22 protein-coding genes are annotated in these 25,178 nt (G+C 65.4%); 14 read left to right on the top strand and 8 right to left on the bottom strand.

Annotated elements, in window-relative coordinates:
• Window position 1 precedes the first annotated feature (1 nt).
• On the bottom strand, window positions 2-661 hold the full coding sequence (locus tag AC3FKH_RS14820) for an AAA family ATPase (RefSeq protein WP_483712825.1): 660 nt from the start codon (window positions 659-661) through the stop codon (window positions 2-4).
• A gap of 377 nt (window positions 662-1,038) precedes the next feature.
• Between AC3FKH_RS14820 and AC3FKH_RS14815 the strand changes: the two genes are divergently transcribed.
• Window positions 1,039-1,242 (top strand): cold-shock protein, encoded by a 204-nt coding sequence (locus AC3FKH_RS14815; protein ID WP_042880443.1) that lies wholly within the window; start codon window positions 1,039-1,041, stop codon window positions 1,240-1,242.
• Window positions 1,243-1,334: 92 nt separating this feature from the next.
• Here AC3FKH_RS14815 and AC3FKH_RS14810 read toward each other — a convergent pair whose 3' ends face one another.
• The gene (locus AC3FKH_RS14810) at window positions 1,335-2,429 is read right to left on the bottom strand and encodes a replication protein RepA (protein ID WP_483712826.1); all 1,095 of its coding nucleotides are present in this window, start codon (window positions 2,427-2,429) and stop codon (window positions 1,335-1,337) included.
• A 1,524-nt stretch (window positions 2,430-3,953) separates the two neighbouring features.
• On the bottom strand, window positions 3,954-4,157 hold the full coding sequence (locus AC3FKH_RS14805) for a cold-shock protein (protein ID WP_006159057.1): 204 nt from the start codon (window positions 4,155-4,157) through the stop codon (window positions 3,954-3,956).
• Window positions 4,158-4,572: 415 nt separating this feature from the next.
• On the opposite strand from AC3FKH_RS14805, the gene AC3FKH_RS14800 reads away from it, so the two are divergent.
• From AC3FKH_RS14800 to AC3FKH_RS14790, 3 genes are all read left to right on the top strand, one after another.
• Complete coding sequence (locus AC3FKH_RS14800; RefSeq protein ID WP_488676633.1) at window positions 4,573-5,931, top strand: NCS2 family permease; 1,359 nt, start codon at window positions 4,573-4,575, stop codon at window positions 5,929-5,931.
• 682 nt (window positions 5,932-6,613) lie between these two features.
• On the top strand, window positions 6,614-6,925 hold the full coding sequence (locus tag AC3FKH_RS14795) for a hypothetical protein (protein ID WP_488676631.1): 312 nt from the start codon (window positions 6,614-6,616) through the stop codon (window positions 6,923-6,925).
• 101 nt (window positions 6,926-7,026) lie between these two features.
• Complete coding sequence (locus tag AC3FKH_RS14790; protein WP_488676629.1) at window positions 7,027-8,397, top strand: sigma 54-interacting transcriptional regulator; 1,371 nt, start codon at window positions 7,027-7,029, stop codon at window positions 8,395-8,397.
• 119 nt (window positions 8,398-8,516) lie between these two features.
• On the opposite strand, the gene AC3FKH_RS14785 is transcribed toward AC3FKH_RS14790, so the two are convergent.
• Window positions 8,517-8,912 carry a hypothetical protein gene (locus AC3FKH_RS14785; protein ID WP_488676627.1) on the bottom strand — a complete coding sequence of 132 codons (396 nt, stop codon included), beginning with the start codon at window positions 8,910-8,912 and terminating at the stop codon, window positions 8,517-8,519.
• Window positions 8,913-10,039: 1,127 nt separating this feature from the next.
• On the opposite strand from AC3FKH_RS14785, the gene AC3FKH_RS14780 reads away from it, so the two are divergent.
• Window positions 10,040-10,963, top strand: a complete 924-nt coding sequence (locus AC3FKH_RS14780; RefSeq protein ID WP_488676791.1) for a YihY/virulence factor BrkB family protein — start codon at window positions 10,040-10,042, stop codon at window positions 10,961-10,963.
• Between the two features lie 120 nt (window positions 10,964-11,083).
• The gene (locus AC3FKH_RS14775) at window positions 11,084-12,685 is read left to right on the top strand and encodes a peptide chain release factor 3 (RefSeq protein ID WP_488676625.1); all 1,602 of its coding nucleotides are present in this window, start codon (window positions 11,084-11,086) and stop codon (window positions 12,683-12,685) included.
• Here the strand turns inward: AC3FKH_RS14775 and AC3FKH_RS14770 are convergent.
• Entirely contained in the window at window positions 12,660-13,064 is a 405-nt protein-coding gene (locus AC3FKH_RS14770; RefSeq protein ID WP_488676623.1) for a TonB-dependent receptor domain-containing protein, read from the bottom strand. The two genes, AC3FKH_RS14775 and AC3FKH_RS14770, sit on opposite strands and share 26 nt — an antisense overlap.
• Window positions 13,065-13,244: 180 nt before the next feature.
• Between AC3FKH_RS14770 and AC3FKH_RS14765 the strand changes: the two genes are divergently transcribed.
• The gene (locus AC3FKH_RS14765) at window positions 13,245-14,495 is read left to right on the top strand and encodes an MFS transporter (RefSeq protein WP_488676621.1); all 1,251 of its coding nucleotides are present in this window, start codon (window positions 13,245-13,247) and stop codon (window positions 14,493-14,495) included.
• Window positions 14,496-14,749: 254 nt separating this feature from the next.
• On the top strand, window positions 14,750-15,658 hold the full coding sequence (locus tag AC3FKH_RS14760) for a mechanosensitive ion channel family protein (protein ID WP_488676620.1): 909 nt from the start codon (window positions 14,750-14,752) through the stop codon (window positions 15,656-15,658).
• Here the strand turns inward: AC3FKH_RS14760 and edd are convergent.
• Window positions 15,655-17,490: a phosphogluconate dehydratase gene (gene edd / locus AC3FKH_RS14755; RefSeq protein WP_488676618.1), complete on the bottom strand. Its 1,836-nt coding sequence runs from the start codon at window positions 17,488-17,490 to the stop codon at window positions 15,655-15,657. The genes AC3FKH_RS14760 and edd overlap by 4 nt on opposite strands.
• A 258-nt stretch (window positions 17,491-17,748) precedes the next feature.
• On the opposite strand from edd, the gene zwf reads away from it, so the two are divergent.
• From zwf to AC3FKH_RS14730, 5 genes are read left to right on the top strand one after another with little or no spacing between them, the layout of a single operon-like run.
• Window positions 17,749-19,197, top strand: a complete 1,449-nt coding sequence (zwf, locus tag AC3FKH_RS14750) for a glucose-6-phosphate dehydrogenase (protein WP_488676790.1) — start codon at window positions 17,749-17,751, stop codon at window positions 19,195-19,197.
• Window positions 19,198-19,213: 16 nt separating this feature from the next.
• Window positions 19,214-19,894 carry a 6-phosphogluconolactonase gene (pgl, locus tag AC3FKH_RS14745; protein WP_488676617.1) on the top strand — a complete coding sequence of 227 codons (681 nt, stop codon included), beginning with the start codon at window positions 19,214-19,216 and terminating at the stop codon, window positions 19,892-19,894.
• An 8-nt stretch (window positions 19,895-19,902) separates the two neighbouring features.
• Window positions 19,903-20,922, top strand: coding sequence for a glucokinase (locus AC3FKH_RS14740; RefSeq protein ID WP_488676616.1), 1,020 nt, complete (start codon window positions 19,903-19,905; stop codon window positions 20,920-20,922).
• A 3-nt stretch (window positions 20,923-20,925) separates the two neighbouring features.
• Window positions 20,926-21,624 carry a response regulator gene (locus tag AC3FKH_RS14735; RefSeq protein ID WP_488676614.1) on the top strand — a complete coding sequence of 233 codons (699 nt, stop codon included), beginning with the start codon at window positions 20,926-20,928 and terminating at the stop codon, window positions 21,622-21,624.
• A complete protein-coding gene (locus tag AC3FKH_RS14730) occupies window positions 21,624-22,955 on the top strand; it encodes a sensor histidine kinase (protein WP_488676612.1) in 1,332 nt (443 codons plus the stop codon). The genes AC3FKH_RS14735 and AC3FKH_RS14730 overlap by 1 nt, the downstream gene beginning before the upstream one ends.
• A gap of 13 nt (window positions 22,956-22,968) precedes the next feature.
• On the opposite strand, the gene AC3FKH_RS14725 is transcribed toward AC3FKH_RS14730, so the two are convergent.
• A complete protein-coding gene (locus tag AC3FKH_RS14725; protein WP_488676610.1) occupies window positions 22,969-23,901 on the bottom strand; it encodes a 2-hydroxyacid dehydrogenase in 933 nt (310 codons plus the stop codon).
• Window positions 23,902-24,248: 347 nt separating this feature from the next.
• On the opposite strand from AC3FKH_RS14725, the gene AC3FKH_RS14720 reads away from it, so the two are divergent.
• The gene (locus tag AC3FKH_RS14720) at window positions 24,249-24,704 is read left to right on the top strand and encodes a YccF domain-containing protein (protein WP_488676609.1); all 456 of its coding nucleotides are present in this window, start codon (window positions 24,249-24,251) and stop codon (window positions 24,702-24,704) included.
• On the opposite strand, the gene AC3FKH_RS14715 is transcribed toward AC3FKH_RS14720, so the two are convergent.
• Window positions 24,701-25,159, bottom strand: coding sequence for a MarR family winged helix-turn-helix transcriptional regulator (locus tag AC3FKH_RS14715; protein WP_488676607.1), 459 nt, complete (start codon window positions 25,157-25,159; stop codon window positions 24,701-24,703). The two genes, AC3FKH_RS14720 and AC3FKH_RS14715, sit on opposite strands and share 4 nt — an antisense overlap.
• Window positions 25,160-25,178 lie beyond the last annotated feature (19 nt).

The raw sequence follows: 25,178 nt of genomic DNA, 5'->3' as shown, positions 1-25,178 counted from the left end.
CTTAATGCTCAATCAAAGACAACACTTCATCGACCATCATGTCGACCTCCTGCACGGCTTCGCGCGCGCCAGCGACACCATGGACGGTGCAACCGATCGCCTGGCACTCCCGGAACGCCGAACGAGACCCGATCATCGAATTCAGCAGAGGAACTTCACCGTCGTCACCAAGGATCTCGATTGCCTGACGCGCGATCGAAACACGCCTCTGCACCATGTTCGCCATCACGCGAATCAACAGCGTTTCATTCTGGACTTGCGCGTGTTGTGCGAGAGTTTTTGCCGCCACCGCAGCCCACAGGTCGGGCGGTGACGGTACCACGGGGATGATGGCCAGATCGGAAATCAGCAGGGCGCTGGACGGCGCAGCCGAATGCACGGCTGGCGGGCAGTCGACAACAATGTAGTCGTAGTCATTGACGAATTTGCGGACCTCCCGGTGCATCGCGCCGCCGGATGGCGCCAAACCAATTACCGAGGCGGGGAACGGACGCTCGTCGCTGGCCTGAGCCGCCCATCTTGTCGCCGTGCCTTGTTCGTCCATATCGACAAGCATCGAGCGCGCGCCGCGCAGGCCCAGCGTTCCGGCCAGATGCATGCTCACCGTCGTCTTGCCACACCCGCCCTTCTGGTTGAAGACTGTGATGATTTTTGCTGCCACAGGGACCTCTCTTTCAGCGCTGAAAGCGCGGTTAACTTTAGGCGCCACTTTAGCCAAATCCAGGTGGCGCATCAACCGTATTCTAAATTTTTATAACATTTGTAGTTAGACAAGTAAGTGCTTTCACTCACCGCGATTGGCGAAACACCGCTATTTGATATTTCCGCTTGAAATGCGGCAGACAATCCGCCTAAAGTATTTGTAGTGCGCTTTACGGCGCACATGACAGACCAGGACAAATCTGGTTATGATGCGCCCTACAGTCGAGTCAAGTCGTGTCAACCTCGTCGGCTTCCGTTCGGTATCTACGAGAATCAACGTGCTTGAACGGTTGTTTGCGTGGTGTACAAGAGAACTTGCTTCGAAAGGAAATTCCTATGGCAACCGGTACGGTCAAGTGGTTCAACGAGACCAAGGGCTTTGGCTTCATTACCCCGGACGACGGCGGTGCGGATCTGTTCGCGCATTTCTCCGAAATCCAGGGCGCTGGCTTCAAGACCCTGAAGGACGGTCAACGCGTGACCTTTGAGGTCAAGCAAGGCCCGAAGGGTCTGCAGGCATCGGCCATCAAGCCCGCCTGATGCGCGATGGCCACGCAGCTTGCTGCGTGGCCATCGCCCGAAAACAAAAAAGGCAAGCCTCGTGCTTGCCTTTTTTGTCGTCCGCGCCTTGATCAGCCCAGCTTGCGGACGCTGGTTCGGGACGGCTGCAGGATGAGGGCCTTGGAGGAGTCCGCATCGACCTTGGCGCCGGGGTAGACCACCAGCACGTCCTTGAGTGCCTTGCGGAACAGTGCCCGAAATTTGCGCTCGCTTTCGGTTTCCGTGCCGAACTGCATCTGCAGGGCTTCCCACGGAATCTCGGTGCGTCGCTGGATCGTAAAGAATCGGTACGTTAGCCACGAGTAAACGTCCAGCGCAAACGGCGACTGCTTGAGCGCCTTCAGCGCACGCATGTCGACCGGTACCGGACGGTTAACCAACTCGTTGAAAAAGGGCTCTGAGAGCACCACGAAGCTCTCGAACATGGAGCCCTGTCCTGGCTGCATGGGATCCCACCATGTCGACAGCTGATCGGCCAGCAAGTAGCCGACGCGGTCGATGGACAACGGCTCGTGGCTGCTGTTCTGGTTCTGGCTTGGCGTGGACTTGTTCTGGACGATCGCGATGGTCGCCGAGAACAGGCGGATCATCTGCTGTCGGACCAGCGTCATCGTGCCGCGCTTGCCACCCGTCGCCATCGGAATGCCGAGGTTGTACATGAACTCCGACAAGGAATTGCCCAGCGAGATGCGTCGGTCTTCCACCGTGCCGGTGAATTCCCCCCGCTTCTTCTTGGCCATGATTTCCTTGCCGATCCAGGCAAGCATCAGGCGCGGATACGACCCATAGGGATAGCCCAGCGACACGGTTTCGGAAACAAGCTTCTGCCGGCCATTGCTGGCGCGCTCGGACCGCTGCTGCGTGAAGTAGCCAGGCTGGATCATCAGCGAAATGTTGCCGCTGGTACGCGTCCACACGGGAGGCGCGCCTTTGGGCGCGCGATACGGCAGCGTGACCTGCACGCTGGCACGACTCAGGAACCCGACTTCGCCGCTTTGCCAGGCGTCCTCGCGCTCCATGGCTTGCGCCTCGTCGAACAGACGTTGAAATTTCTCGGACGGAACCAGGCTGTTCTCGTTGCCAGGAACAATGATGCGGGATGGCTCGCCGTCCATATCCAGGACGGTGCGATCCCCCGCGGCGACCGGGGAGCGTTTGATGGGCATATTGGCGTGCTTCGGATTACCCGCCTTTTTACGCGAACCCGTAAACCTTGTCACGCAGAAACGGGTACGTATACGTTTCTACGGTGCTTCCCTGAATGCCGATTGGGTTGAGGTGCCGTGTTTACCTGGTTGACGGCAGGCTGGCTGTCGGTGGGCAACCCGTAGGGGTTGTCCACGGATGGCCAGACCTTGGCTACAAGTAAACGATATAGATACGGGTTAACTACTTGTAAACCGTATACGGAGAGGTCAGGGCCTTGATTTCAAAGCGGATTTGAGCTGCCCGCGAACCAGATTCTGCGGAGAACCGTACTCGATTCTGCGAAGGCCCGAACCTGAATCTGCGCAAGACCGAACCTGTTTCAGCGGAATCCCCGAACCGGATTCTGCGTGGATAACCTGTTGTTCCCACAGGCTTTTCCACAGCAAGACACCTCGTTAGCGTACCCGTTTCTGCGATGAAAGTGCGGATTCGGCTGTTTGAGTGCGCCTGGGCGGCGGGTTTACGGAGTTATCCCCGCAGAAATGGGTTCGTGCTGGCATCTACCCATCGCCCTGCCGCCGCAAAGCGTACCCGTTTCTGCGCCACGTCAGGGCAAAGCGTACCTGATTCTGCGCTAAGGCTTGGTGCAGCACTGGGATCTTGCGGGCGTACCCAATTCTGCGGCGTACCTATTTCTGCGATCTCGGCCAATGTGGGAACGCAGCGTTACCGTACCCATTTCTGCGCCCATCAAGCCGACTCCTGTTGAGTCTAGCGTACCCGTTTCTGCGGATATTTCTGAGGCGACGTCAGAATTTTCATCGCACGTCCTATTATACATCAACCCTTGGTTAAAAGCCAGTGCTCACTTTCAACGTATACGTGACTGCATGCAGATATCTGGCCCGTACCCGTTTCTGCGAAGCGCACGCTGCCGGGCGCGGCCAATCGATGTCGGCCCGGCATAGCGTTGCTGTCCCGCGTACCTATTTCTGCGCGTCGTTGTCATCAGGAAAACCAAAATGGACGTACCCATTTCTGCGCAGCGCGTAAACATCGACCTCTTGACGCCTGTATGCCGCGCCGCAACATGGCGCGTACCCGTTTCTGCGGGGACAGTGATGCCGCCCGACGCAAATGGTGCGTGTGTGTTTACGCAACGCAGGCGGGCTCCTTCGCGCGGTATCCCGGCTTCTGCGTACCCATTTCTGCGCGCCAATTTCTGGCGGGGGATCACGTGCGGCCCGTTGCGTACCTGTTTCTGCGGACAAGAGGCGGCGGCAGCGTACCCATTTCTGCGTGGTGCGCCGCAATGCGTTACTTCAAACGGACGGGAATCGAGCGCGGGCGTACCCGTTTCTGCGAACGAGAACTAGCCGCGGAAGAATGTGCTGTAGCAGATCGGGACTGGGCCGGAGCGGGCCAGGTGAAAGGGGGGATGAAAACGGCGCCGACCGGCGGTGCGCTGGCGCCGGGCACAAAAAAACCCGCCTCAGGGGCGGGTTTTTTGTCGTGGCGCGCGGGGCGCGCCGCGTGCCAGCTTACAGCGGGGTGATGTTCGCGGCTTGCAGACCCTTCGGGCCGTTCTTGACTTCGAACGACACGCGTTGGTTTTCCTGCAGCGACTTGAAACCGTCCGAGCGGATTTCCGAGAAGTGAGCGAAGAGGTCGTCACCACCTGCGTCCGGCTTGATGAAGCCGAAGCCCTTGGCGTCGTTGAACCATTTGACGATACCGGTTTGCATGATTTGCTTTCCAGAAAAAATAAAATAAACGAATGGCGAATGCGCCACTCTACACGGAACTCAAGGAAAGGACACCATGGACAACCGAAGTACCAGACGGTGGCTAACGAATGAACTGTTGCCTCGTCGCTTGAATCTAGTGCGATTTATACGGGGGATCGATGCTACCGTCAAGCTCGGGATGGCCCGTAACGGGGGCTGGCACCACATTCCTGCGCTGTGGGATCATCACGCGCTTTGCATGTCGTTCATGCGTCGGCGCACGCACCTGCGGGGCCAATCTGTACCAGAGTACGCTGGCCGCAGTCCGGCGCGCCATGCTTGCACGTGTCACGGCCGCCGCTACCCTTTGCGTGGCGGCCGTTGTCCATGCGGCAGTCCGATGCCATAACGACAGACTTTCAGGAGACCTTTGATGTCGATACCGGAACCCGCTTCCAAGGCGGCCGGCCCCGCCGCAGGCCAGCCCACGTCCTCCCTGCTGGAGCGGATCTTCAGGCTATCCGAACACCAGACCGATGTGCGCACCGAAGTCCTGGCTGGGATGACCACTTTCCTCACGATGGCGTACATCATCTTCGTGAACCCGTCGATCCTCGGGGATGCCGGCATGCCCAAGGATGCGGTCTTCGTGGCCACCTGCGTGGCGGCCGCGATCGGCACGCTGATCATGGGCTTCTACGCCAATTATCCGATTGCCATGGCGCCGGGCATGGGCCTGAATGCCTACTTCGCGTATACCGTGGTGAAGGGCATGGGCTTTGCGTGGCAAGCCGCGCTAGGCGCCGTGTTCATCTCGGGCTGCCTGTTCCTGCTGGTGACGCTGTTCCGCGTGCGCGAAATGATCGTCAACGGCATTCCGCATTCGATCCGCGTGGCGATCACGGCGGGCATCGGCCTGTTCCTGGCGATCGTCGCGCTCAAGAACGCGGGCATCGTCACCGCCAGCCCGGCCACGCTCGTCACCATCGGCGACCTGCACCAGCCCTCTGCCGTGCTCGCGATCGTCGGCTTCTTCGTCATCGTTTCGCTGGATCAGCTGAAGGTGAAGGGCGCCATCCTGATCGGCATCCTGCTGACCACGGTGCTGAGCTTCCTCTTCGCTGGCAATACGTTCCACGGCGTGTTCTCTGCCCCGCCGTCGATCAGCCCCACCCTGCTCAAGCTCGATGTGTCCGCGGCGTTGTCGATCGGCATCATCAACGTGGTGCTGGTCTTCTTCCTGGTGGAACTGTTCGATGCGACCGGCACGCTGATGGGCGTGGCCAACCGCGCCGGCCTTCTCAAGGCCGGCCGCATGGACCGCCTCAACAAGGCGCTGATGGCTGACAGCACGGCCATCATGGCCGGTTCGTTCCTCGGCACGTCGTCGACCACGGCCTATATCGAAAGCGCTTCGGGCGTGCAGGCGGGGGGACGCACCGGCCTTACTGCGGTGACCGTTGCGGTCCTGTTCCTGGCCTGCCTGTTCATCGCGCCGCTGGCCGGCACGGTGCCGGCCTATGCCACCGCGCCGGCACTGCTCTATGTTTCCTGCCTGATGCTGCGCGAGCTGCTCGACATCGACTGGAATGACGTGACTGAAGTTGTTCCGGCCGTGCTGACGGCGCTTGGCATGCCGTTTACCTACTCGGTGGCCAATGGCGTGGCGTTCGGTTTCATCACCTACGCGGTGCTCAAGCTGCTGACAGGACGGGCCCGGCAGGTGCCGGCGATGGTGTGGATCATCGCAGCCGTGTTTATCTTCAAGTTCTACTATCTGCCCGGTCACTGACACTGGAAAGCCGCAGCATCGCCTGTCCGAAATGCATGCTGCGGCAACTGCCGCGTACCCGTTTCTGCGTGGTATGGCGCAACAAAGCGTACCCGTTTCTGCGGGGCGGTGACACCGTGGCATATTGCCGTGGAAGCGCCTATTTGCGAAAAATGCAGCGAATGCGATGCTTCATGTGCGCTTCATCCCAAAGGATGAGTCCAGCATGAGATTGGTCGGACATCCCCCACTCGGGGCTGGACAAACCGCCGCAAATGCACTGAACTAGAGACGTGGCAAACGGAGGGGCGCGTGACGCGCCCCTTCTCGACTCCGGTTCATCCCGGCAAGGCGCCAGCGAGCGCCGTGATATATCTTCGGCAAGTCCGCCCGTCGTGGGACGCATCCGATCAGACCGTATTTCAATACGGCATCGCCACCACGAAGACAGAGCGTGCGGACACACGTGCGCCAAACAAACAAGAATTTCAAGACAGAAGAGTGGTAAACGCGAACGTGTAGTGCCGGGGGTGTTGTACAACGGGGATCAGATATGAACGCAGGAGAAATCCGGCGACCCGCCATCGGGCCCATCAGCGAGTCCGCCAATCGTTCCATGCATCGAACCTGGGCAGTGTTGGGAGACGCCACAGGAGATTCAGCGACCCGCAAGATCCGCCATGACGGCGCAGCGGTGTCCGACGTGACCACTCTGCTCGAGGAAGGCGATTTGTCCTCGACCACGCGCCAGGCCGTAGAGAACCTGCTGCGGCGGCATCGGCTGCTTGAAGCCGAGCTGGTCCGCCAGCGCGAGCTGCTGCAGGAATGGATCCTGAGCCAGCAGACTTACAAGGCGCTGTACTACCAGTATTCCGGGCAGACGCCCGAGGCGCCGCGCGTCGAGTTGATGCGCGAGCGCGATATTGTCCGCCGCCGTCTCCAGGAGGAACTGCACCTGGGCAGCGATCCGCTCGCTGTCATGGGCGAGCCGGCGCACAGTCAGTCCAGTTCGTGATACCGACGTCGAGTCCGCGGCGTGAGCACCGGCCGGGAGGGTCGGTGCCAATGCGCCGGGAAACCGGGATAAACAATAAGCCCAACGTCCGGGAGATCGTTATGGACCGACTGTGCAAGGCGCCGGCACGCGCTGCGCAGGTCGTGGTCGTGTCGCGTCATGAGGATTTTGGTTTTACCCCTGCCCAGTTCGGGCCGGGCTGGGACGTGCGCCGCATCCAGCAGGTGCGCGACCTCGAGCGGGTCGTCCGCGGGAGCGCGCCCATGGCGGGCGTGATCGACCTGCAAGCCGAATACAGTGATGCAGAACTCGCGCAGCTGGAGCAGAGCCTGCAACACCAGCACGTGACGTGGGTGGCGATCACCACCGACGCCCAGCTGGCGGACCAGCGCGTGCGCATCCTGATCCGCGATTACTGCGTCGACTACGTGCGTACGCCGTTCTCGCACGACGAGTTGCTGTACACCCTCAAGCACGCGCATGGCATGGCCTGCCTGCATCACGGCCGCGCCACCGAGATGGCGTCGCACGGCGCGATGATCGGCGAATGCGCGCCCATGCGCAGCATGTTCCGTTCGTTGGCGAAAGTCGCGCACAACGAAGCGCCGGTATTCATTTCCGGCGAGTCGGGCACGGGCAAGGAGCTCGCCGCCCAGGCGATCCACGAAGCCTCGAGCCGGCGCAAGGGGCCATTTGTCGCGATCAACTGCGGTGCCATTCCATCGCACCTGGTGCAGTCCGAATTGTTCGGCTACGAGAAGGGCGCGTTCACCGGTGCGAACCAGCGCAAGATCGGCTGGATCGAGCAGGCGCAGGGCGGCACCTTGTTTCTCGATGAAATCGGCGACCTGCCGCTCGAAAGCCAGGTGGCGCTGTTGCGCTTCCTGCAGCAGGGCACCATCACGCGGCTGGGCGGACACCAGTCCATTCCACTGGATTTGCGCATCATCTCGGCCACGCACGTGGACCTGGTGGCGGCGCAGGCCGATGGCCGCTTTCGCTCGGACCTGTTCCACCGGCTGTGCGTGCTGACGCTGACCATTCCGGCGCTGCGCGAGCGTGGCGAGGACATCCTGCTGCTGGCCAATGTCGTGCTGGCCGAGCATGGTCACGAAGCCCACCGGCGCATCCGCGGATTCTCCCCCTGCGCCACGCAGGCGATGATGCAGTACGCATGGCCGGGCAATGTGCGCGAGCTGATCAACCGGGTGCGGCGTGCCATCGTCATGACCGACAACCGCAAGATCACGGCGGAGGACCTGCAGCTGCATGGCGGAACGGAGTTGCCGCGCAAGACGCTCGATGCCATTCGCGAAGAAGCCGAACGCGAGGCGATCCGCAGCGTCATGGCCAGCCACGGCTTTCACGTCGTGCCCGCCGCGCGCGAACTGAACGTGTCGCGCGTGACGCTGTACCGGCTCATGCACAAGCACAACATCCGCGTGGAAACGCAGCCTGCCGCAGGCGAGTAGTACCGGGCCCGCCACGCTGCAGGTCGTGAGGCTGGCGTCGCGCACCCCAGGCGCTCCAGGGAAAGGGGAACTGGCGACGTCCGCTCGCCGGTTCCCCTTTCCCCATGCCTTGCGGCACGTCAGCGCACAACGGTGTTGGCCGGCACGGATGGCTTGCGCCCCGTCCCGGCGGTGTCTTGCGTCCCGGCGGCCGACGTGGTCGCCAGGTTCATGCTGATCTTGCCGCGCGTATGGCGCGGCTGCGCATAGCCGCCTTCGTTGTGGCGGCCGGGCGCCGCGTCGCGGCGGTCCAGGCCATCGCGTGCCTGCCGCTCACTCGGCGTCGCGGCGCCCGGGTCCTGCTTGAACTGCAGTTCGCCCCATGCCCAGCCAAAGCCACGCACATAGACATCGTTGCTGACAGCGGCATGCGAATTGGCGCTGGCATTGTCGGGCCGGTCGAACCAGGCATAGCTGGCCGCTGCGGCGCTGGTCGAGAACAGAGCCAGGGCGGCGGCAAGGCATCCGGCTTTCATGGGTGGCTCCCTCCCTTGGTGGAAAAAAGTGCCCGCCGGGGGACGGAGCACAAATTCCGGCTGGTTTGCGGCGCTCTCCTGTGGTGCGCCGTGGTCCAGGTCTAGTGTCCCGTCCGGCGCCGGTATGCCGAAATCGCAAGCGCCCGGCTCCACAGCGCGCAAGGCGATACGGGCGGCACGGGCAAACGCGGATACGGCAGCAACGGCGCCGACAACAGGTCGATCACGGACGGTGGCGGTCCTGCCAACCGGTGCGAGCGCCGACGTGCCGTCATGCGTGCTGGCGGATGACGCATGGCTGGGGCTCCTCCTGCATGCTGCAGGTCATTTTGCTATGTCTCTTGACGACTCCCGGTCAGACAGAGAGCGACAAGTATGCCAATGGCCGCAAACGCTTGTTTCATGCGGCTTTCGGGGAAGTGCGAGGGGCTGATGGCGGGCTTGCGCCGCGGCCGCTGACGAATCGGTTACGTTGCTGCAACGCCGACATTCCCAATCGTGCACCGCGACGGCCAGCGGGCTTAAGACTCACATGCCGCGATCCCCCGCCCCGCGCGGCATGACACCTCGGCAGGCGCAAAGCCCGAAGAATCGGACGCGGTTACAGCGCTGATACAGGGACCACGTCCGTATCACTTGCACGCTGGCACGGCAGGACGCAGAAACGGGTACGCTTCAGCGCGGTGGTGAGGTCGGTTGCGCCGGGGCCGCCGACTGGCTGGCACCGCTCGCCGGGGCGCCCGAAATCGGCTTGGGGCCGGGCTGGCTACGCTCGCAGCCCCCGGCCACGAGGCTCAATCCGAGCAGAAGGAGGGCGGTCAGGGTCCGCCCCGGGGTGATGTGGGTCACATTGCCTCCTTTCGCAGTCCTTGCGGCGCAGGTCGCGTCGCAGGCGCTGGCAAGCGTGCCTTGTCTTACTGTAGCAGGTTGGTTCCGCACTGCCGGGCATGGCGCCGAGGCCTCGGTAAAGCACAACGATGCGCAGTATCATGAACGCAGGTGCCGCGTTTGCTGCGTGCTGTCGGTAGTGTTGCGAAGGACTCCCGAGCATGGCTGCTGAAGAACATAACCTGCCAGATAACCGACATCGCCACCCCGGCGATCCCGCGCCGCGTCCGTCCCCGGACATGCGGCGTTACCTGCCTGATCGCCATACCGGCCAGCGCACCGTCCGCGTGGTGACGGCCGCCGTGCTGTCGTGGTTTGCCCACCGTGCCGCCAGCAAGGGTGCCGCGCTGTCGTTCTACATGCTGTTCTCGCTGGCCCCGATCCTGGTACTCGTGATTTCCATCGCGGGGCTGTTCTTTGGCGCCGAAGCGGCGCGTGGCGAAATTTTCGAGCAGTTGCAGGGCCTGGTCGGCGAGCAGGGCGCCAGCGCGATCCAGGGCATCCTGGCCGCCACGCACCGTGCTGGCGGCAGCGGCCCGGCCGCCATGATCGCCACGGGCATCCTCTTTGTCGGCGCGACCAGCGCCTTTGTCGAGCTCAAGAGCAGCCTGGACGATATCTGGCACGTGCCCGTGCCGGCCAGCGCGGGATGGCAGCAGCTGCTGCGCTCGCGCCTGCTGTCGTTCAGCCTGGTGCTGGTGCTGGCGTTCATGCTGCTCGTGTCGCTGATCGTCAACGCCGCGTTGGCCGTGGTGGAACGCTTCTGGGGCCAGTTGTGGACGCAGTCGTGGTTCGCGCCGGTGGCGGACGTGCTGTCCACGCTGTTCTCGTTCTCCGTCGTGACGCTGCTGTTCGCCGTGATCTTCAAGATGCTGCCCAATGCACGCATCGCCTGGCGTGACGTCACCATGGGCGCGATCATCACCGCGCTGCTGTTCTCGGTCGGCAAGCGCGTGATTGGCCTCTATCTCGGCAACAGCGCGGTGGCGTCTTCCTACGGGGCCGCGGGCTCGGTCGTGGCGCTGATGCTATGGGTGTATTACTCGGCACAGATCTTCTTTTTCGGTGCCGAACTCACGCGCCAGTACGCGCTGCAGTTCGGCAGCTTGCGCGGCCAGCAGGCGGATGCGATTCCCGGGGCGGGCGGCGAACCGGTAAAATAGCGCCACATTCCCTTTCGTGCGTGCCCGCAGTGCCGGCCCGACCGCCCGCGTGCGGTCCTAGCTGTTGCCCGGCCAGCCCCCGCATGCCGGGCCCTGCAATCCTCCCGATTCCTATCCGCCGTGAGCTCGCTCGTTTCCGAAATTGCGCGTCGACGCACCTTTGCCATCATTTCCCACCCTGACGCGGGTAAAACCACGCTGACCGAGAAGCTGCTGTGGTTCGGCGGCGCGATCCAGGTGGCCGGCGAAGTGCGCGCGCGCAAGGCCGACCGCCACGCCACGTCGGACTGGATGGAGCTGGAGAAGCAGCGCGGCATTTCCGTGACGTCTTCGGTGATGCAGTTCCCGTACCGTCGTGAAGCCGGCGACGGCAAGGCCGAGGAGAACATCGTCAACCTGCTCGACACGCCGGGCCACGAGGACTTCTCCGAAGACACCTACCGCACGCTGACCGCGGTCGACTCGGCCGTGATGGTGATCGACTCGGTCAACGGCGTGGAAGCGCAGACCATCAAGCTGCTCAACGTCTGCCGCCTGCGCGCGACGCCCATCCTCACCTTCATCAACAAGCTCGACCGCGAAGGCCGCTCGCCGATCGAGCTGCTCGACGAGATCGAGGACGTGCTGCAGATCCAGTGCGCGCCGATGACCTGGCCGATCGGCATGGGCAAGGCGTTCCGCGGCGTGTACCACCTGATCGACGACAAGGTGCAGCTGTTCGACCCGCACGGCGACAAGGGCACGGCGGCGATTCTCGACGGGCTCGACAACCCCGAGCTGGACCGCATCCTGGGCAGCCAGGCGGATGAACTGCGACTCGAAATCGAACTGGTGCGCGGCGCTTCGCACACCTTCGACAAGGACGCCTTCCTCGCCGGCAAGCAGACGCCGGTGTACTTCGGTTCGGCGATCAACAACTTCGGCGTGCAGTCGCTGCTCGATGCGCTGTGCCAGCTGTCGCCGCCGCCGCTCGCCCGCAACACCGAAACGCGCGTGGTGGAGCCCCAGGAAACCAAGTTCACGGGCTTCGTGTTCAAGATCCAGGCCAATATGGACCCGCGCCACCGCGACCGCATTGCGTTCGTGCGCGTCTGCTCGGGCCGCTTCGAGCGCGGCATGAAGCTGCTGCACGTGGCGCAGGGCAAGACCGTGGCGATCAACAACGCCATCACCTTCATGGCGCAGGACCGCAACACCACGGAAGAGGCCTACGCCGGCGACATCATCGGCGTGCCGAACCACGGCACCATCCGCCTGGGCGATGTCTTCACCGAAGGCGAGCCGCTCAAGTTCACGGGCATCCCGTCGTTCGCACCGGAATTCTTCCGCCGCGCGCGGTTGAACAACCCGCTCAAGGTCAAGCAGCTGCAGAAGGGTTTGCAGCAACTGGCCGAAGAGGGCGCTACGCAGATGTTCCGCCCACTGGTGTCCAACGACCTGGTGCTGGGCGCGGTGGGTATCCTGCAGTTCGACGTGGTGGCGCACCGGCTCGAGCATGAGTACGGTGTCGACGCCATTTTCGAGTCGCACGAATGCGCGACTGCGCGCTGGCTGCGGGGCGAGCCGGGCGAGATCGAGAAACTGATTGCCAAGGCGGGCCACAACGTGGCGCTCGATGGTGCGGGCGATCACGTGTACCTGGCACCGAGCATGGTCAACCTGCGGCTCACGCAGGAGAAGTTCCCGAACGTGCAGTTCATGGAAACGCGCGAGATCGTCTGACGCCAACGTTGCTCAGATGGCGAAACGGCCCGCATTGCTGCGGGCCGTTTTGCTTTACCGGATTTGCCGGGTCAGTACGACAGCGTGGCTTGCACGTAGAAGGTGCCGACAGACCGGCCAGCGTCGGCGCGATCTTGCTGAAGTCGTAGCGCAGGCCCGGCGTGATGGTCCAGTTGCCGATGTCGATGGTGTCGTCGATATACACCGCGTTGGCCGTGGTGCCGCCGACGCTGCCCGAGGTCAGGTTCATCGGCGCGTTGCCGGCGTCGAAGGTGCTGCCCGGCACGAAGCTGGCCGTGCGCGTGGCCTGCTTTTCCGAGGCCTCGGGCAGGAAGCGGTAGCCCAAACGCGAATCTTGTCGTGCTTCTGTCGTTTTCATGCATCATGTTTGATACATTTGCGACACGTGGGAAACGCGTCGTGTGCGAATGTCGGCAGTTGCATGCACGCAGAACGGTGGCGCGTCTTAAAATGGCGCTTTTGCCGTCACGCGGCCTACCGGGTGCCCGAAGCGGCGCATCTTTTGTTGTCCTGCCCTGCCCGCCAGCGATCCCCGTCCATGTCTTCCCCTGCCGCCCCTGCTGCCATCGATGCGTCTGACCGCATCTTTGGCGATACCTCGTTCCGTCGCTTCTGGTTCGCGCGCCTGTGCACCACCATCGGTTACCAGATCTTCACCGTGGCGGTCGGATGGCAGATGTACGACCTGACGCGCGATGCGTTCATGCTCGGCCTGGTAGGGCTGGTGCAGTTTCTGCCGTCCGTTGTGCTGATCCTGATGTCGGGCCACGCGGCAGACCGCTTCGACCGCCGGCGCATCGTCCGTACCTGCCAGGCGCTCGAAGCGCTGATCGCCGTGGCGATGGCAGTGGCGAGCCTTTCCGGCCGGATCAACCCCGGGCACATCTTCATGTTTGTCGCACTGATCGGTGCCACGCGCGCGTTCGAGACGCCGACGCTGCAGGCGCTGCTGCCCAGCGTGGTGACACCGCGCCAGTTGCCGCGCGCCGTGGCGCTGGCCAGTTCGGCGGCGCAGGCCGCCATCATCATCGGCCCGGCCATCGGGGGCTTTGCCTATGTGGCGGGTCCGGGCGTGGTGTATGCGCTGAGCGCGACGCTGTTCGCGGTCGCCGCGGTCCTCGTCAGCGGCCTGACGCTGCGCCAGCCCATGCAGCGGCTGACCGCACCGGTCAGCGTGAAGACCCTGTTTGCGGGGTTTGCCTATATTCGCAGCCGCCCGGTGCTGCTCGGCGCGATCTCGCTGGACCTGTTCGCGGTGCTGCTCGGCGGCGCGACGGCGCTGCTGCCGATTTATGCGCGCGACATCCTGCACACCGGCCCGTGGGGCCTGGGACTGCTGCGCTCGTCGCCGGCCATCGGCGCGCTGGTCACCGCGCTGTGGCTGGCGCGGCATCCGCTCAACCGCCGCGCGGGCAAGGTGATGTTCGGCGCCGTGGCGGTATTTGGCACGGCCACGCTGGTGTTCGGCGTGTCGCACTGGCTGCCTTTGTCGATGACCGCGCTGGTCGTGCTGGGCGCGTCGGACATGATCAGCGTGGTGGTGCGCTCGACGCTGGTCCAGCTCGATACGCCCGACGATATGCGCGGGCGCGTCGGCGCCGTCAACTCGGTCTTCATTGGCGCGTCCAATCAATTGGGCGAGTTCGAGTCCGGCGTGACCGCGGCGCTGCTGGGCCCGATCGGCGCGGTGGTCCTGGGCGGCGTGGGCACGCTGCTGGTGGTGGCGCTGTGGATGCGCATGTTCCCGGCACTGACCCACCGCGACCGCCTGCACGACCATCCGGGCTGAACGCCGGATGGTGAGTTGGTGAGCGTACCCGTTTCTGCGTGATTGCATGCCCTGACGCGGGAAACCAATCCCCCCTTGTACTGGTCCTCTTGGAAGCAGGACAAACTTGCGCAATCACGTCCTTTGTCGGTGAATGTCCGACATTTTTACGCGATCAAGGGGCGTATATATGGCTTTGCGGCGGTCTCGGACCGTCGCGCCATGCCGATTGACGCGCGCAGAAACGGGTACGCCCACCACAACCGGAGCCGCTTTTGAATAACTGGAACATCGACGCCGCCAAAATCGAGACTGCCTGGAATTTCCTGGTGCAGTTTTCCCTGCACCAGGGCCTGAACGCCATTGCAGCCCTGCTGATCCTGATCGCCGGCTGGTGGCTGTCCGGCTGCGCGGCCGCGGCCATCCACCGCGCACTCGACCGCACCCACGTCGACGAGACCATACGGCCGCTGCTCGCCAGCGCGATCCAGTGGACGGTTCGCGTGCTGACCATCGTGCTGGTGCTGTCGCAGTTCGGGGTGCAGACCGCGAGCATCATCGCCATGCTCGGTGCCGCCGGCCTTGCGATCGGGCTGGCGCTGCAAGGCACGCTGCAGAACATTGCGGCGGGCATCATGCTGGTGCTGCTGCGGCCGTTTCGCGTCGGGCAATACATCGACGCGCAGGGTGTGGCGGGCACGGTGCGCGAGACGGGCTTGTTCATGACCGAGCTGACCACGGCCGACGGGGTCTGCCTGCGCGTGCCGAACGGCAAGCTGTGGGGCAGCGCGATCACGAACTACAGCGAGAACCCCTCGCGCCGCATGGACATCGAGACCACCGTGGCGTTCGGCAGCGACATGCACAAGGGGCTCGACGCGCTGCGCAAGCTGCTGTCCGCTGAACCGCGCCTGCTGCCCGAGCCCAAGCCCGAAGCGATGGTGGTCAACTACACGCAGCAAGGCATTACGCTGAACCTGCGCTGCTGGACCTCGAACGAACACTACTGGGCCGTGCGATACGCGTTCTATGAGCGCATCAAGCATGTGCTGGAGGACGCCGGCTGCAAGATCGCCGTGCCCATCCAGGAAGTCCGCATGCCGGACCCGGGCGCGACGCCCGTGACCACGCCGGCCGCGGCCACGCCGGATCCGCGCGCGAACCCGTTGCGCCGCGCGGGCTAGGCGCGCGCCTCTTCATCCGCGAAGAGCGTGCAGGCCCCCGCTTCGGCGTCGCTGACGTTGCGGCGGAAGGTCGCGAACAGGTCGCGGCCCACGCCATGGCGATTGGCACTCAGGTCGGGGCGCACGGATTCGCGCGCGTTCCACTCCGCGTCGGGCACCAGCACGGTCAGTACACCGGCGGGCGCGTCGACGCGCACCATGTCGCCGGTTCGCACGCGCCCGATGCCGCCGCCGTTCAGCGCTTCCGGACAGACGTGGATGGCCGCGGGCACCTTGCCCGATGCACCCGACATGCGCCCGTCGGTCACCAGCGCGACATGGAAGCCGCGATCCTGCAGCACCGTCAGCGTCGGCGTGAGCTTGTGCAGTTCGGGCATGCCGCATGACGCCGGCCCTTGCCACGGCAGCACCGCGACGAAGTCACGCTCCAGTTCGCCACGCTTGAACGCGGCAATCACGTCGTCCTGGTGCTCGAAGACGATCGCAGGCGCTTCCACTACCTGGTGCTCCGGCTTCACCGCAGAGGTCTTGATCACCGCGCGCCCCAACTTGCCATCGAGCAGCTTGATGCCGCCGTCCGGCAGAAACGGCTGCGCGGCACCGCGCACGATGGTGTCCTCCAGCGTGGTCACCGGCCCGTCGATCCATTCGAGCTTGCCATCGCGCAGCACCGGCTCGCGCGTGTAGGCTTCCAGCCCGCGGCCGACGACCGTGTTCACGTCGTCATGAAGCAGGCCCAGTTCGAGCAGCCCGCGGATCACCACGGAGAGCCCGCCCGCAGCCTGGAACTGGTTCACGTCGGCCTTGCCATTCGGATAGACGCGCGCGAGCAGCGGCACCGCTGCCGACAGTTCATCGAAGTCGTCCCACGTCAGCACGATGCCGGCGACGCGCGCCATGGCGATCAGGTGCAGCGTGTGGTTGGTCGAGCCGCCCGTAGCCAGCAGGCCGACGATGCCGTTGACGAAGGCATGCTCGTCCAGCACCTCGGCGACGGGCGTATACCGTTCGCCGCCATGCACCAGGCGCAGCGCTTGCCGTGCCGATTCGCGCGTGAGCGCTTCGCGCAGCGGCGTGTTCGGGTTGATGAAGGCCGTGCCCGGCAGATGCAGCCCCATCATCTCCATCAGCATCTGGTTGGAGTTTGCCGTGCCGTAGAACGTGCAGGTGCCGGGGCCGTGGTAGGAGCGCGTCTCGGCTTCGAGCAGTTCCTTGCGGCCGATCTTGCCCTCGGCATAGAGCTGGCGCACATGCGCCTTCTCGTCGTTGCTGAGGCCCGTGGTCATCGGGCCGCCGGGCACGAACACCGCGGGCAGGTGGCCGAACGACAGGGCGCCCATCACCAGCCCCGGCACGATCTTGTCGCACACGCCGAGGTACAGCGCGCCATCGAACATCTGGTGCGACAGCGCTACCGCCGTGGCCAGCGCGATCACATCGCGCGAAAACAGCGACAGGTCCATGCCGTCCTGCCCCTGGGTCACGCCGTCGCACATGGCGGGCGTGCCGCCGGCGAACTGCGCGGTGCCGCCGGCCTCGAGCGCGGCTTCCTTGAGCCACTTCGGGAACGCTGCCAGCGGCTGGTGGGCGGACAACATGTCGTTGTACGCGGAGACGATCGCCAGGTTGGGCCGCTCGTCGGCCTTGAGCCGGATCTTGGCTTCGTCCGGCATGGCGGCGATGGCGTGCGCGAGGTTGGTACACGATATCTGGGAGCGCTCGACTTTCTGGCCCGCCATGGCGCGGGTGCGAGCGAGGTAGGCCTGCCGGGAAGGGCCGCTGCGCGAGACGATGCGGGCCGTGACCCGTTCGAGGACTGGGTGACGTGGCATAGGATTCTCCTGCGGGGTTGCTTCCAGCCTAGCGCACTTCGCGCCACGCTGCACGCACAAGAGGCTCGGCCCGGGGTCACGCAGAAACGGGTACGCTTGTGGCGCGCGCGCCTCGCCAAGCGGCGGGGACTCACGTAAACTGCCCGGAACTTATGCGCCGCGGGCAGACACTCAATCCATGAGGCCGCATCGGGCAGGGCCGCGTTCGCAGCGCTCGCAGTGTTCTGACCGCCATCCTTCAAGGAGTCCACGGTGAGCATGCCTGATTTCGACATGGTGCTGTTTGGCGGCACCGGTGACCTGGCGCGGCGCAAGCTGCTGCCATCCCTGTTTGAAGCCCATCACGCCGGGCTGCTGCATCCGCAGGCGCGCATCCTGGCTACGGGAAGCCAGCCGCTCAGCCAGCAGGATTACCTCGATTCGCTGGAGCAGGGCGTGCGCCCGGGGCTGGCCCATGCGCCGCCCGACTCATGGGCCGCGTTCCTGGCCCGCATCTGCTACGTGCAGGCCGACGCACGCGTGCCCGCGCACTTCGACGCGCTCGCCGAGAAGGTGCTGTCGCGCCGTCCAGAAGTCGTGGTGTGCTACCTGGCCACCGCGCCGCACCTGTTCGTGCCGATCTGCGAGCAGCTCGCGCGCACGGGGCTGAACACGCCCAATGTGCGCATCGTGCTGGAAAAGCCGCTGGGGCACGACCTCGAATCGTCGGAAGCGATCAACGCCGCCGTGGCGAAGTTCTTTGCCGAGGACCAGATCTATCGCATCGATCACTACCTAGGCAAGGAGTCGGTGCAGAACCTGATGGCGATCCGCTTCGGCAATGCGCTGTTCGAGCCGCTGTGGCGGCGCGAATGGGTGCAGGACGTGCAGATCACCATTGCCGAGGAGCTCGGCGTCGAAACGCGCGGCGATTTCTACGACCAGACCGGCGCACTGCGCGACATGGTGCAGAACCACCTGCTGCAACTGCTGTGCATGGTGGCCATGGAGCCGCCCGCCAGCCTGTCCGAAGACGCCATCCGCGACGAGAAGATCAAGATCCTCAAGGCGCTCAAGCCGATCACGCCACAGGCGGTGGCCGAGAAGACCGTGCGCGGCCAGTACCGGGCCGGCGCTATCGGCGGCAAGCCGGTGGCAGGCTATCTCGACGAGAAGGGCATTGCCGCAGACAGCCGCACCGAGACCTTCGTCGCCATCAAGGCGGAGATCGCCAACTGGCGCTGGGAAGGCGTGCCGTTCTACCTGCGCACCGGCAAGCGCATGCAGTCGCGCGTGGCCGAGATCGTGATTCATTTCCGCGACGTGCCGCATGCCATCTTTCCGCGCCCGCTGACGCTGTCGCCGCAGAACCGGCTCGTGATCCAGCTGCAGCCGGAAGAGAGCATCCGGCTGTACTTCCTGGTCAAGCAGCCCGGCGACACGCTGGAGCTGACGCCGACCTCGCTCGATCTCGATTTCGCCAACTCGTTCAAGGTGCGCCGCGCCGGTGCCTATGAGCGCCTGCTGCTCGACGTGATTCGCGGCCGGCTGGGCCTGTTCGTGCGGCGTGACGAGCAGGTGCAGGCGTGGCGCTGGGTCGAGCCGATCCTCGACACCTGGCAGGAAAGCAACGTGCCGCCCAAGCCGTATACCGCCGGCACGTGGGGGCCGGCCGCCTCGTCGGCGCTGATGTCGCGCGACGACGCGCTGTGGCACGAGGAAGCCTGACACGGAGAGACACATCATGCGCGAGTTCGAACATGCAACGGTGATGGACCAGGCCGAGGCGCTGGCGATCTCCATCGGCCATGCGCTGGACCTGGCGATTCGCGTCAACGGCTGGGCCGTGCTCGCGGTGTCGGGCAGCCGCTCGCCGATCCCCATGTTCGAGCGCTTGCGCTACCGGCCCGTGCGCTGGGAAGCCGTGACCGTCACGCTGGTCGACGAACGCGTGGTGCCGCCGGACGATCCTGACAGCAACGGCGGGCTGGTGCGCGCGCATCTGCTGCGCGAGGCAGCGGCCAGCGCGGCGTTCGTGCCGCTGATCGCCGACGCCGCTGAAGTGGCCGATCCGGAGCGCGCTGTGGCGCGCCTGAACCAGTCGTACCGCCAGCCCGACGTCATCGTCCTCGGCATGGGCGAGGACGGCCACACCGGTTCGCTCTTTCCCGACGCGCCCGAACTGCAGACTGCGCTGAGCGACCCCAGGCCTGGCTACCTCGTCACGCACCCGACCAACGCGCCGCATGTCCGCGTGACGCTGAACATGGCCGCGATACTGGCCGCCGAGCGGACGTTCCTGGCCATTGCCGGCGAGGTCAAAGGCAAGGTGCTCGATCGCGCCAAACAAGGGCCGACGCCTGCCTTGCCGGTCAGCATCGTGGTGGCCAACCAGCGTCACGGTTTCGATATTTTCCGCGCATGAGCCATGCCATGACTGCTTCGGCCGTGTCTGTCGACGACACCTACCCGCGCCTGCTCGCCGACGTGGGCGGCACCAACGTGCGCTTTGCGCTCGAGACGGCGCCGATGCAGATTGGCGCGGTGACCGCCCTGAAAGTGGCCGACCACGCGTCGCTCGAAGCGGCCATGCGCCACTATCTGGACGGCCTGCGCGCCGCGCGCGCCACGCTGCCGCGTCATGCGGCCGTCGGCCTGGCCAATCCGGTCACCGGCGATCAAGTGCGGCTGACCAACCACGACTGGGCTTTCTCGATCGAAGCCACGCGGCGGGCGGTCGGGCTGGAGCGGCTGGTCGCCATCAACGACTTCACTTCGCTTGCACTGGCCTTGCCTTACCTCCGCGCGAGCGATCTCGTGCCGGTGCGGCCCGGCCAGGCCGTGGCCAGTGCGCCGCGCGCACTGGTGGGGCCGGGCACTGGGCTGGGCGTCTCGGGGCTTGTGCCGTCTCCCGCCGGCAGTGCCGTGGCCTTGGCGGGAGAGGGCGGTCATATCGAGCTGATGCCCGTGACCGACGACGAATGGATCGCCTGGCAAGCCGCGCACCGTACCTTCGGACGCGTGTCGGCGGAGCGTCTTTTGTCGGGCATGGGGATATCGCATATCCACGCCGCGCTGTCCGCAGAAACGGGTACGCTCCCCGACGCGCTGCTGACGCCGGAGCAGGTCACCACGGGCGCGTTCGAGCGCCACGATCCGCTCTGCGAGCGCACCATGGCGGTATTCTTCGGCCTGCTCGGCTCGGTCGCGGCGGATGTGGCGCTGGTGCTCGGCGCGCTCGGCGGCGTTTACCTGGGCGGCGGCATCCTGCCGCGTTTCGTGCCGGCGCTGCAGGCGTCCACGTTCAACGCGCGCTTCGCCGCCAAGGGCCGCATGCAGGGCTACCTCGACAAGCTGCCGGTATACGTGATTACCGCCAGCTATCCCGCGCTGCCCGGGCTGGCGCGCGCGCTGGCGGATACGCTTCATCCCGGCCAGCCATCGATCGGATAAGACATGCGTGTGTTGCTGGTGGAAGACGATGCCATGATCGGCGACAGCGTGAAGCTCGCGTTGCGTCAGGAAGGGTTTGCCGTGGACTGGGTCCAGGACGGCGAGGCCGGTCTTGCCGCCGCCACGCCCGCGGGTGGGCCCGGCGACGCAGCCCGCTATGACCTGATCCTGCTGGACCTCGGGCTGCCGCGCCGGTCGGGCCTGGACGTACTGCGTGCGCTGCGTGCGCGCGGCGTATCCACGCCGGTGCTGATCCTGACCGCGCGCGACGCGGTGGCGGACCGCGTGGCCGGGCTCAATGCGGGCGCCGACGATTACCTCGTCAAGCCGTTCGACCTGCAGGAACTGGCCGCGCGCATGCATGCGCTGGCACGCCGCGCGGAAGGACGGGCGGAGCCGATCCTCAGCTACGGCACGATTTCGCTCAACGCGGCGACGCGCGAAGTGACGTTGAGCGGCGAGCCCGTGCGGCTGTCCGCGCGCGAATTCTCGTTGCTCTCGGCGCTGATGGCGCGTCCGGGCAAGGTGTGGTCGGTGGCGCAATTGCAGGAGCGCCTGTACGGCTGGGATGACGAGGTCGGCAGCAATACCGTGGAGGTCTATATCCACGCGCTGCGCAAGAAATTCGGCGCCGCGCTGATCCGCAATATCCGGGGCGTGGGCTATGTCGTGCCCCGGCTCGAAGAGGAACCAGGACACTGATGCGCTCGATCCAGCGAACCCTGCTGTGGTGGCTCGCGGCCGGCCTGCTCGCCGGCATTGCCATGGCCACCGTGCTGATCTACGGGCAGGCCCGCCAGGAGGCCAATGCGCTGTTCGACTACCAGATGAAGCAGGTGGCGGCCGCCTTGCCGAGCCAGTTCGCGGACCCGGTGGCGGCGCCGTTCATCATGGAAGGGGGCGCCAGCGCCGACCTCCTGCACGCGGACGAGGACGTGGTCATCCATATCTGGGATGGCTCGGGCCGCAGCCTGTACCTTTCGCACGCGCATCCGGCGTTGCCGGCACGGGCGGAGCTGGGCTTTTCCAATGTCACCACCGGCGAAGGCGAATGGCGGCTCTACAGCATGCAGCTGGGGCCCGCCGTGGTCCAGATCGCGCAGCCCATGAGCGCGCGGCGCACGCTGGCCGCGCGCATGGCGCTGCGCACCGTGGCACCGCTGCTGCTCCTGCTGCCGTTGCTGGCCTGGCTGGTATGGATGGCGGTGGGCCGCGGGCTGCGGCCCTTGCGCGAGATCGCCACCGAAGTGCGGGCGCGCGACGCCAGTTCGCTCGCGCCGCTGGCCAAGCGCCCCATGCCCGACGAAATCGCGCCGCTCAGCGCCGCACTCGACCAGCTGCTGGGACGGCTGTCGCACGCGCTCGATACCCAGCGCGCGTTCGTGGCCGATGCCGCGCACGCCCTGCGCACGCCGCTGACGGCATTGCAGCTGCAGGCGCAACTGGTGGAGCGCGCCGAAGATCCGCGGGCCCGGCGCGAGGCGGTGGGCAAGCTGCGCCAGGGGCTGGAGCGCCTGACGCATCTGGTGGCGCAGTTGCTGACGCTGGCGCGCCAGGAGCCCGGCGCGGTGACGCTGCCGCATGAGCCGCTGGACCTGCCCGAGCTGGCAGCCGGCGTGGTGGCCGATATGGCGCAGGCCGCGCTCGACCGTGAAATCGACCTCGGCATGGACGCCGACAGCCTGCCGGCAGCCCGCATACGCGGCGATGCCGATGCCCTGCGCATCCTGCTGACCAACCTGATCGACAACGCGCTGGCGTACGTTCCGCGCGGCAGCCGCGTCGACGTGCAGGTGAGGGCGTCGCCGGGCGGCCAGGTGGAACTGGTGGTCAGCGATAACGGGCCGGGCATTCCCGCCGCCGAGCGCGGGCGCGTCTTCGACCGCTTCTACCGCTTGCCCGATGCCCCGACCGGCGGCAGCGGACTCGGGCTGGCCATCGTCGCCGAGATCGCGCAGTCGCATGGCGCCAGCCTGGCGCTGGAGGACGCCGCGCCCGGCCTGCGCGTGCGCGTGACGTTCCCGGCCGCCTGAGCCGGCAAGCGGTTCAGACCGCCGTCAGCAGCGGCTCGCCGGCAAAGTGTCGGCGGGCATTCTCGATGAACTGGTCCACCGATGCCTGGATCGCCTCCGGCGACCAGCCGGCCATGTGCGGGGTCAACACCACGTTCGGGCAATCGAGCAAGATCGTTGGCGGTGCCGGCTCCGTTTCGTAAACATCCAGGCCGGCACCGCGCACCGTCCCCGCGCGCAGCGCTTGCGCGAGCGCGGCGGTGTCCACCACGCTGCCGCGGGCGATGTTGACGAGGAAGCCGTCCGGACCCAGTGCGGCCAGCACGCCGGCGTCCACGATGTGGCGCGTGCCGGCTCCGCCGGGCGTCGCGATCACAAGGTAGTCGGCCCACTGCGCCAGCGCGGTGATGCTGTCGAAATACCGGTACGTCGTGTCGGCTCGCGCCGAGCGGTTGTGATAGCCGATTTCCAGGTCGAAGCCTTCGCCGCGCCGCGCGATGCGGCGGCCAATGGTTCCCAGGCCGACGATGCCCATCCGCTTGCCCGAGAAGTTCGGGCTCAGCGGCAGCGTGTCACGCCACTGGCCGGCGCGCGTGGCGAGGTCCAGTTGCGGGACCGCGCGCACCACTGCCAGCAACAGCGCCATGGCGTGATCGGCCACGCAACTGTCATTGGTGCCGGCGCCATTGGCCACGGCGATGCCGCGCGCGCGGGCATGCGTGTGCGCGATGTTTTCAAAACCGGCGCCCAGCGCGCTGACGAGTTCCAGCTGCGGCATGGCGTCGATCTCCGCCGCTGTCAGGCCAATCGAGCCGATCGTGAGTACCGCGCGTACCGTGCCCCCATGCGTGGCGACGGCATCGGCGCGCGCGGTGGCATCCGGCGCGTAGTGCACCGTGAATCGCTCGCCAAGGCTGGCGAGGTGTTGGGACGACATCGGGTTCAGGACAAGCAGGACGGGCTTCATGACGGAGACTGCGGGAGCGACTGCCGTGGTCACGGCGTAGGGCGCAAGGGGGACGAGGCGCACATTCTAGCCCTGCAGCGCCATGCGCGTGGGCGGCTTGCCTCTATGTCGGCACGCAGAAACGGGTACGCCTGCCTCCCGAGCGGTGTCCGCAGAAACGGGTACGCACGCAGAATTGGGTACGCTTTGGTGTGCCGTGCTTCAGGAAAGCGACGTGTTCGCGCGTGCCGGTGCAGGCTTTGACTGCGGAAATCCCGGGCGTTTCTGCGCGTCAGGCAGGCACGCAGAAACGGGTACGCTTTCGCCGGCGCGTATCATCGGGAACTCTTCACTTACGGAATCCATGCATGCGCGCGATTGGCAATTTCCTCTGGTTCGTCCTTGGCGGCGTGTTCATGGGCCTGGCATGGTGGCTCGCCGGACTGCTGGCCTTCTGCTCGATCATCGGCATTCCATGGGGCAAGGCGTGCTTCGTGATCGGCAGCTTCACCTTCTTTCCGTTCGGCAAGCAGGCGATCAGCCGGCGCGAACTGAACCAGCGCGACGATATCGGCACCGGCGCGCTCGGCATGGTCGGCAATGTGCTGTGGTTCCTTTTTGCCGGGATCTGGCTGGCGATCGGCCACGTGATGTCGGCCATCGCGTGCTTCGTGACCATCATCGGCATTCCGTTCGCCATCCAGCACCTGAAGCTGGCCGGCATCGCGCTGGCACCGATCGGGCAGACCGTGGTGCCCAATGAGGTGGCCGAGGCCGCGCGACGCGGCGCGGCGCGTGACCACGTGGACGGGCTGCGGCGCTAAGCGTCGCCGGACTGGTCGTCACGCGTGGCGTGCGCCACCAGCTTGTCGAGCAAGCCGCCCAGCACCGCCTGCTCCTGCTCGTTCAGGCAGCCAAAGATTTCCTCGTTGCGGCGGGCGATCATCGCAATGGCCTGCCGATACATCGGCTTGCCTTGCGGCGTTAGCTCGAGCACCACGCCGCGCCCGTCCGCCTCGCTCGCGGATTTGCTGACCAGGCCGCGATCGACCAGCGCTTGCGCCGAGCGGCTCGCCTGGCCCTTGGTCAGGTTGGCCTTCTGCGCCAGCGCATTGACCGACAGCGGCGCGAACGCACCAATGGCGGCCAGGCAGCGGCCTTCGCTGAGCAGCAGGCCACATTGCTCCAGGTAGGCGTAGGCGCTGTCCTTGTCGCTGAGTTTGTTGACCTGGTGCAGGCGGTAAGTCAGGAACTGGTCCAGGCGGGGCAGGGCTTTCATAGCGGATCCGTGCAGGGGA

The sequence above is a fragment of the Cupriavidus sp. 21MJTG02-4 genome, assembly GCF_057798975.1.
The sequence above is the reverse complement of the archived record's forward strand: the minus strand, read 5'-3'. Positions and strand labels throughout refer to the sequence as shown.

Bases quoted from the DNA above. Each gene is read 5' to 3' on its own strand.
- AC3FKH_RS14815 (WP_042880443.1), top strand. From the start codon at position 1,039: ATGGCAACCGGTACGGTCAAGTGGTTCAACGAGACCAAGGGCTTTGGC.
- AC3FKH_RS14810 (WP_483712826.1), bottom strand. From the start codon at position 2,429: ATGCCCATCAAACGCTCCCCGGTCGCCGCGGGGGATCGCACCGTCCTG.
- AC3FKH_RS14805 (WP_006159057.1), bottom strand. From the start codon at position 4,157: ATGCAAACCGGTATCGTCAAATGGTTCAACGACGCCAAGGGCTTCGGC.
- AC3FKH_RS14800 (WP_488676633.1), top strand. From the start codon at position 4,573: ATGTCGATACCGGAACCCGCTTCCAAGGCGGCCGGCCCCGCCGCAGGC.
- AC3FKH_RS14790 (WP_488676629.1), top strand. From the start codon at position 7,027: ATGGACCGACTGTGCAAGGCGCCGGCACGCGCTGCGCAGGTCGTGGTC.
- AC3FKH_RS14785 (WP_488676627.1), bottom strand. From the start codon at position 8,912: ATGAAAGCCGGATGCCTTGCCGCCGCCCTGGCTCTGTTCTCGACCAGC.
- AC3FKH_RS14780 (WP_488676791.1), top strand. From the start codon at position 10,040: ATGCGGCGTTACCTGCCTGATCGCCATACCGGCCAGCGCACCGTCCGC.
- AC3FKH_RS14770 (WP_488676623.1), bottom strand. From the start codon at position 13,064: ATGAAAACGACAGAAGCACGACAAGATTCGCGTTTGGGCTACCGCTTC.
- AC3FKH_RS14765 (WP_488676621.1), top strand. From the start codon at position 13,245: ATGTCTTCCCCTGCCGCCCCTGCTGCCATCGATGCGTCTGACCGCATC.
- edd (WP_488676618.1), bottom strand. From the start codon at position 17,490: ATGCCACGTCACCCAGTCCTCGAACGGGTCACGGCCCGCATCGTCTCG.
- zwf (WP_488676790.1), top strand. From the start codon at position 17,749: ATGCCTGATTTCGACATGGTGCTGTTTGGCGGCACCGGTGACCTGGCG.
- pgl (WP_488676617.1), top strand. From the start codon at position 19,214: ATGCGCGAGTTCGAACATGCAACGGTGATGGACCAGGCCGAGGCGCTG.
- AC3FKH_RS14740 (WP_488676616.1), top strand. From the start codon at position 19,903: ATGACTGCTTCGGCCGTGTCTGTCGACGACACCTACCCGCGCCTGCTC.
- AC3FKH_RS14735 (WP_488676614.1), top strand. From the start codon at position 20,926: ATGCGTGTGTTGCTGGTGGAAGACGATGCCATGATCGGCGACAGCGTG.
- AC3FKH_RS14730 (WP_488676612.1), top strand. From the start codon at position 21,624: ATGCGCTCGATCCAGCGAACCCTGCTGTGGTGGCTCGCGGCCGGCCTG.
- AC3FKH_RS14725 (WP_488676610.1), bottom strand. From the start codon at position 23,901: ATGAAGCCCGTCCTGCTTGTCCTGAACCCGATGTCGTCCCAACACCTC.
- AC3FKH_RS14720 (WP_488676609.1), top strand. From the start codon at position 24,249: ATGCGCGCGATTGGCAATTTCCTCTGGTTCGTCCTTGGCGGCGTGTTC.
- AC3FKH_RS14715 (WP_488676607.1), bottom strand. From the start codon at position 25,159: ATGAAAGCCCTGCCCCGCCTGGACCAGTTCCTGACTTACCGCCTGCAC.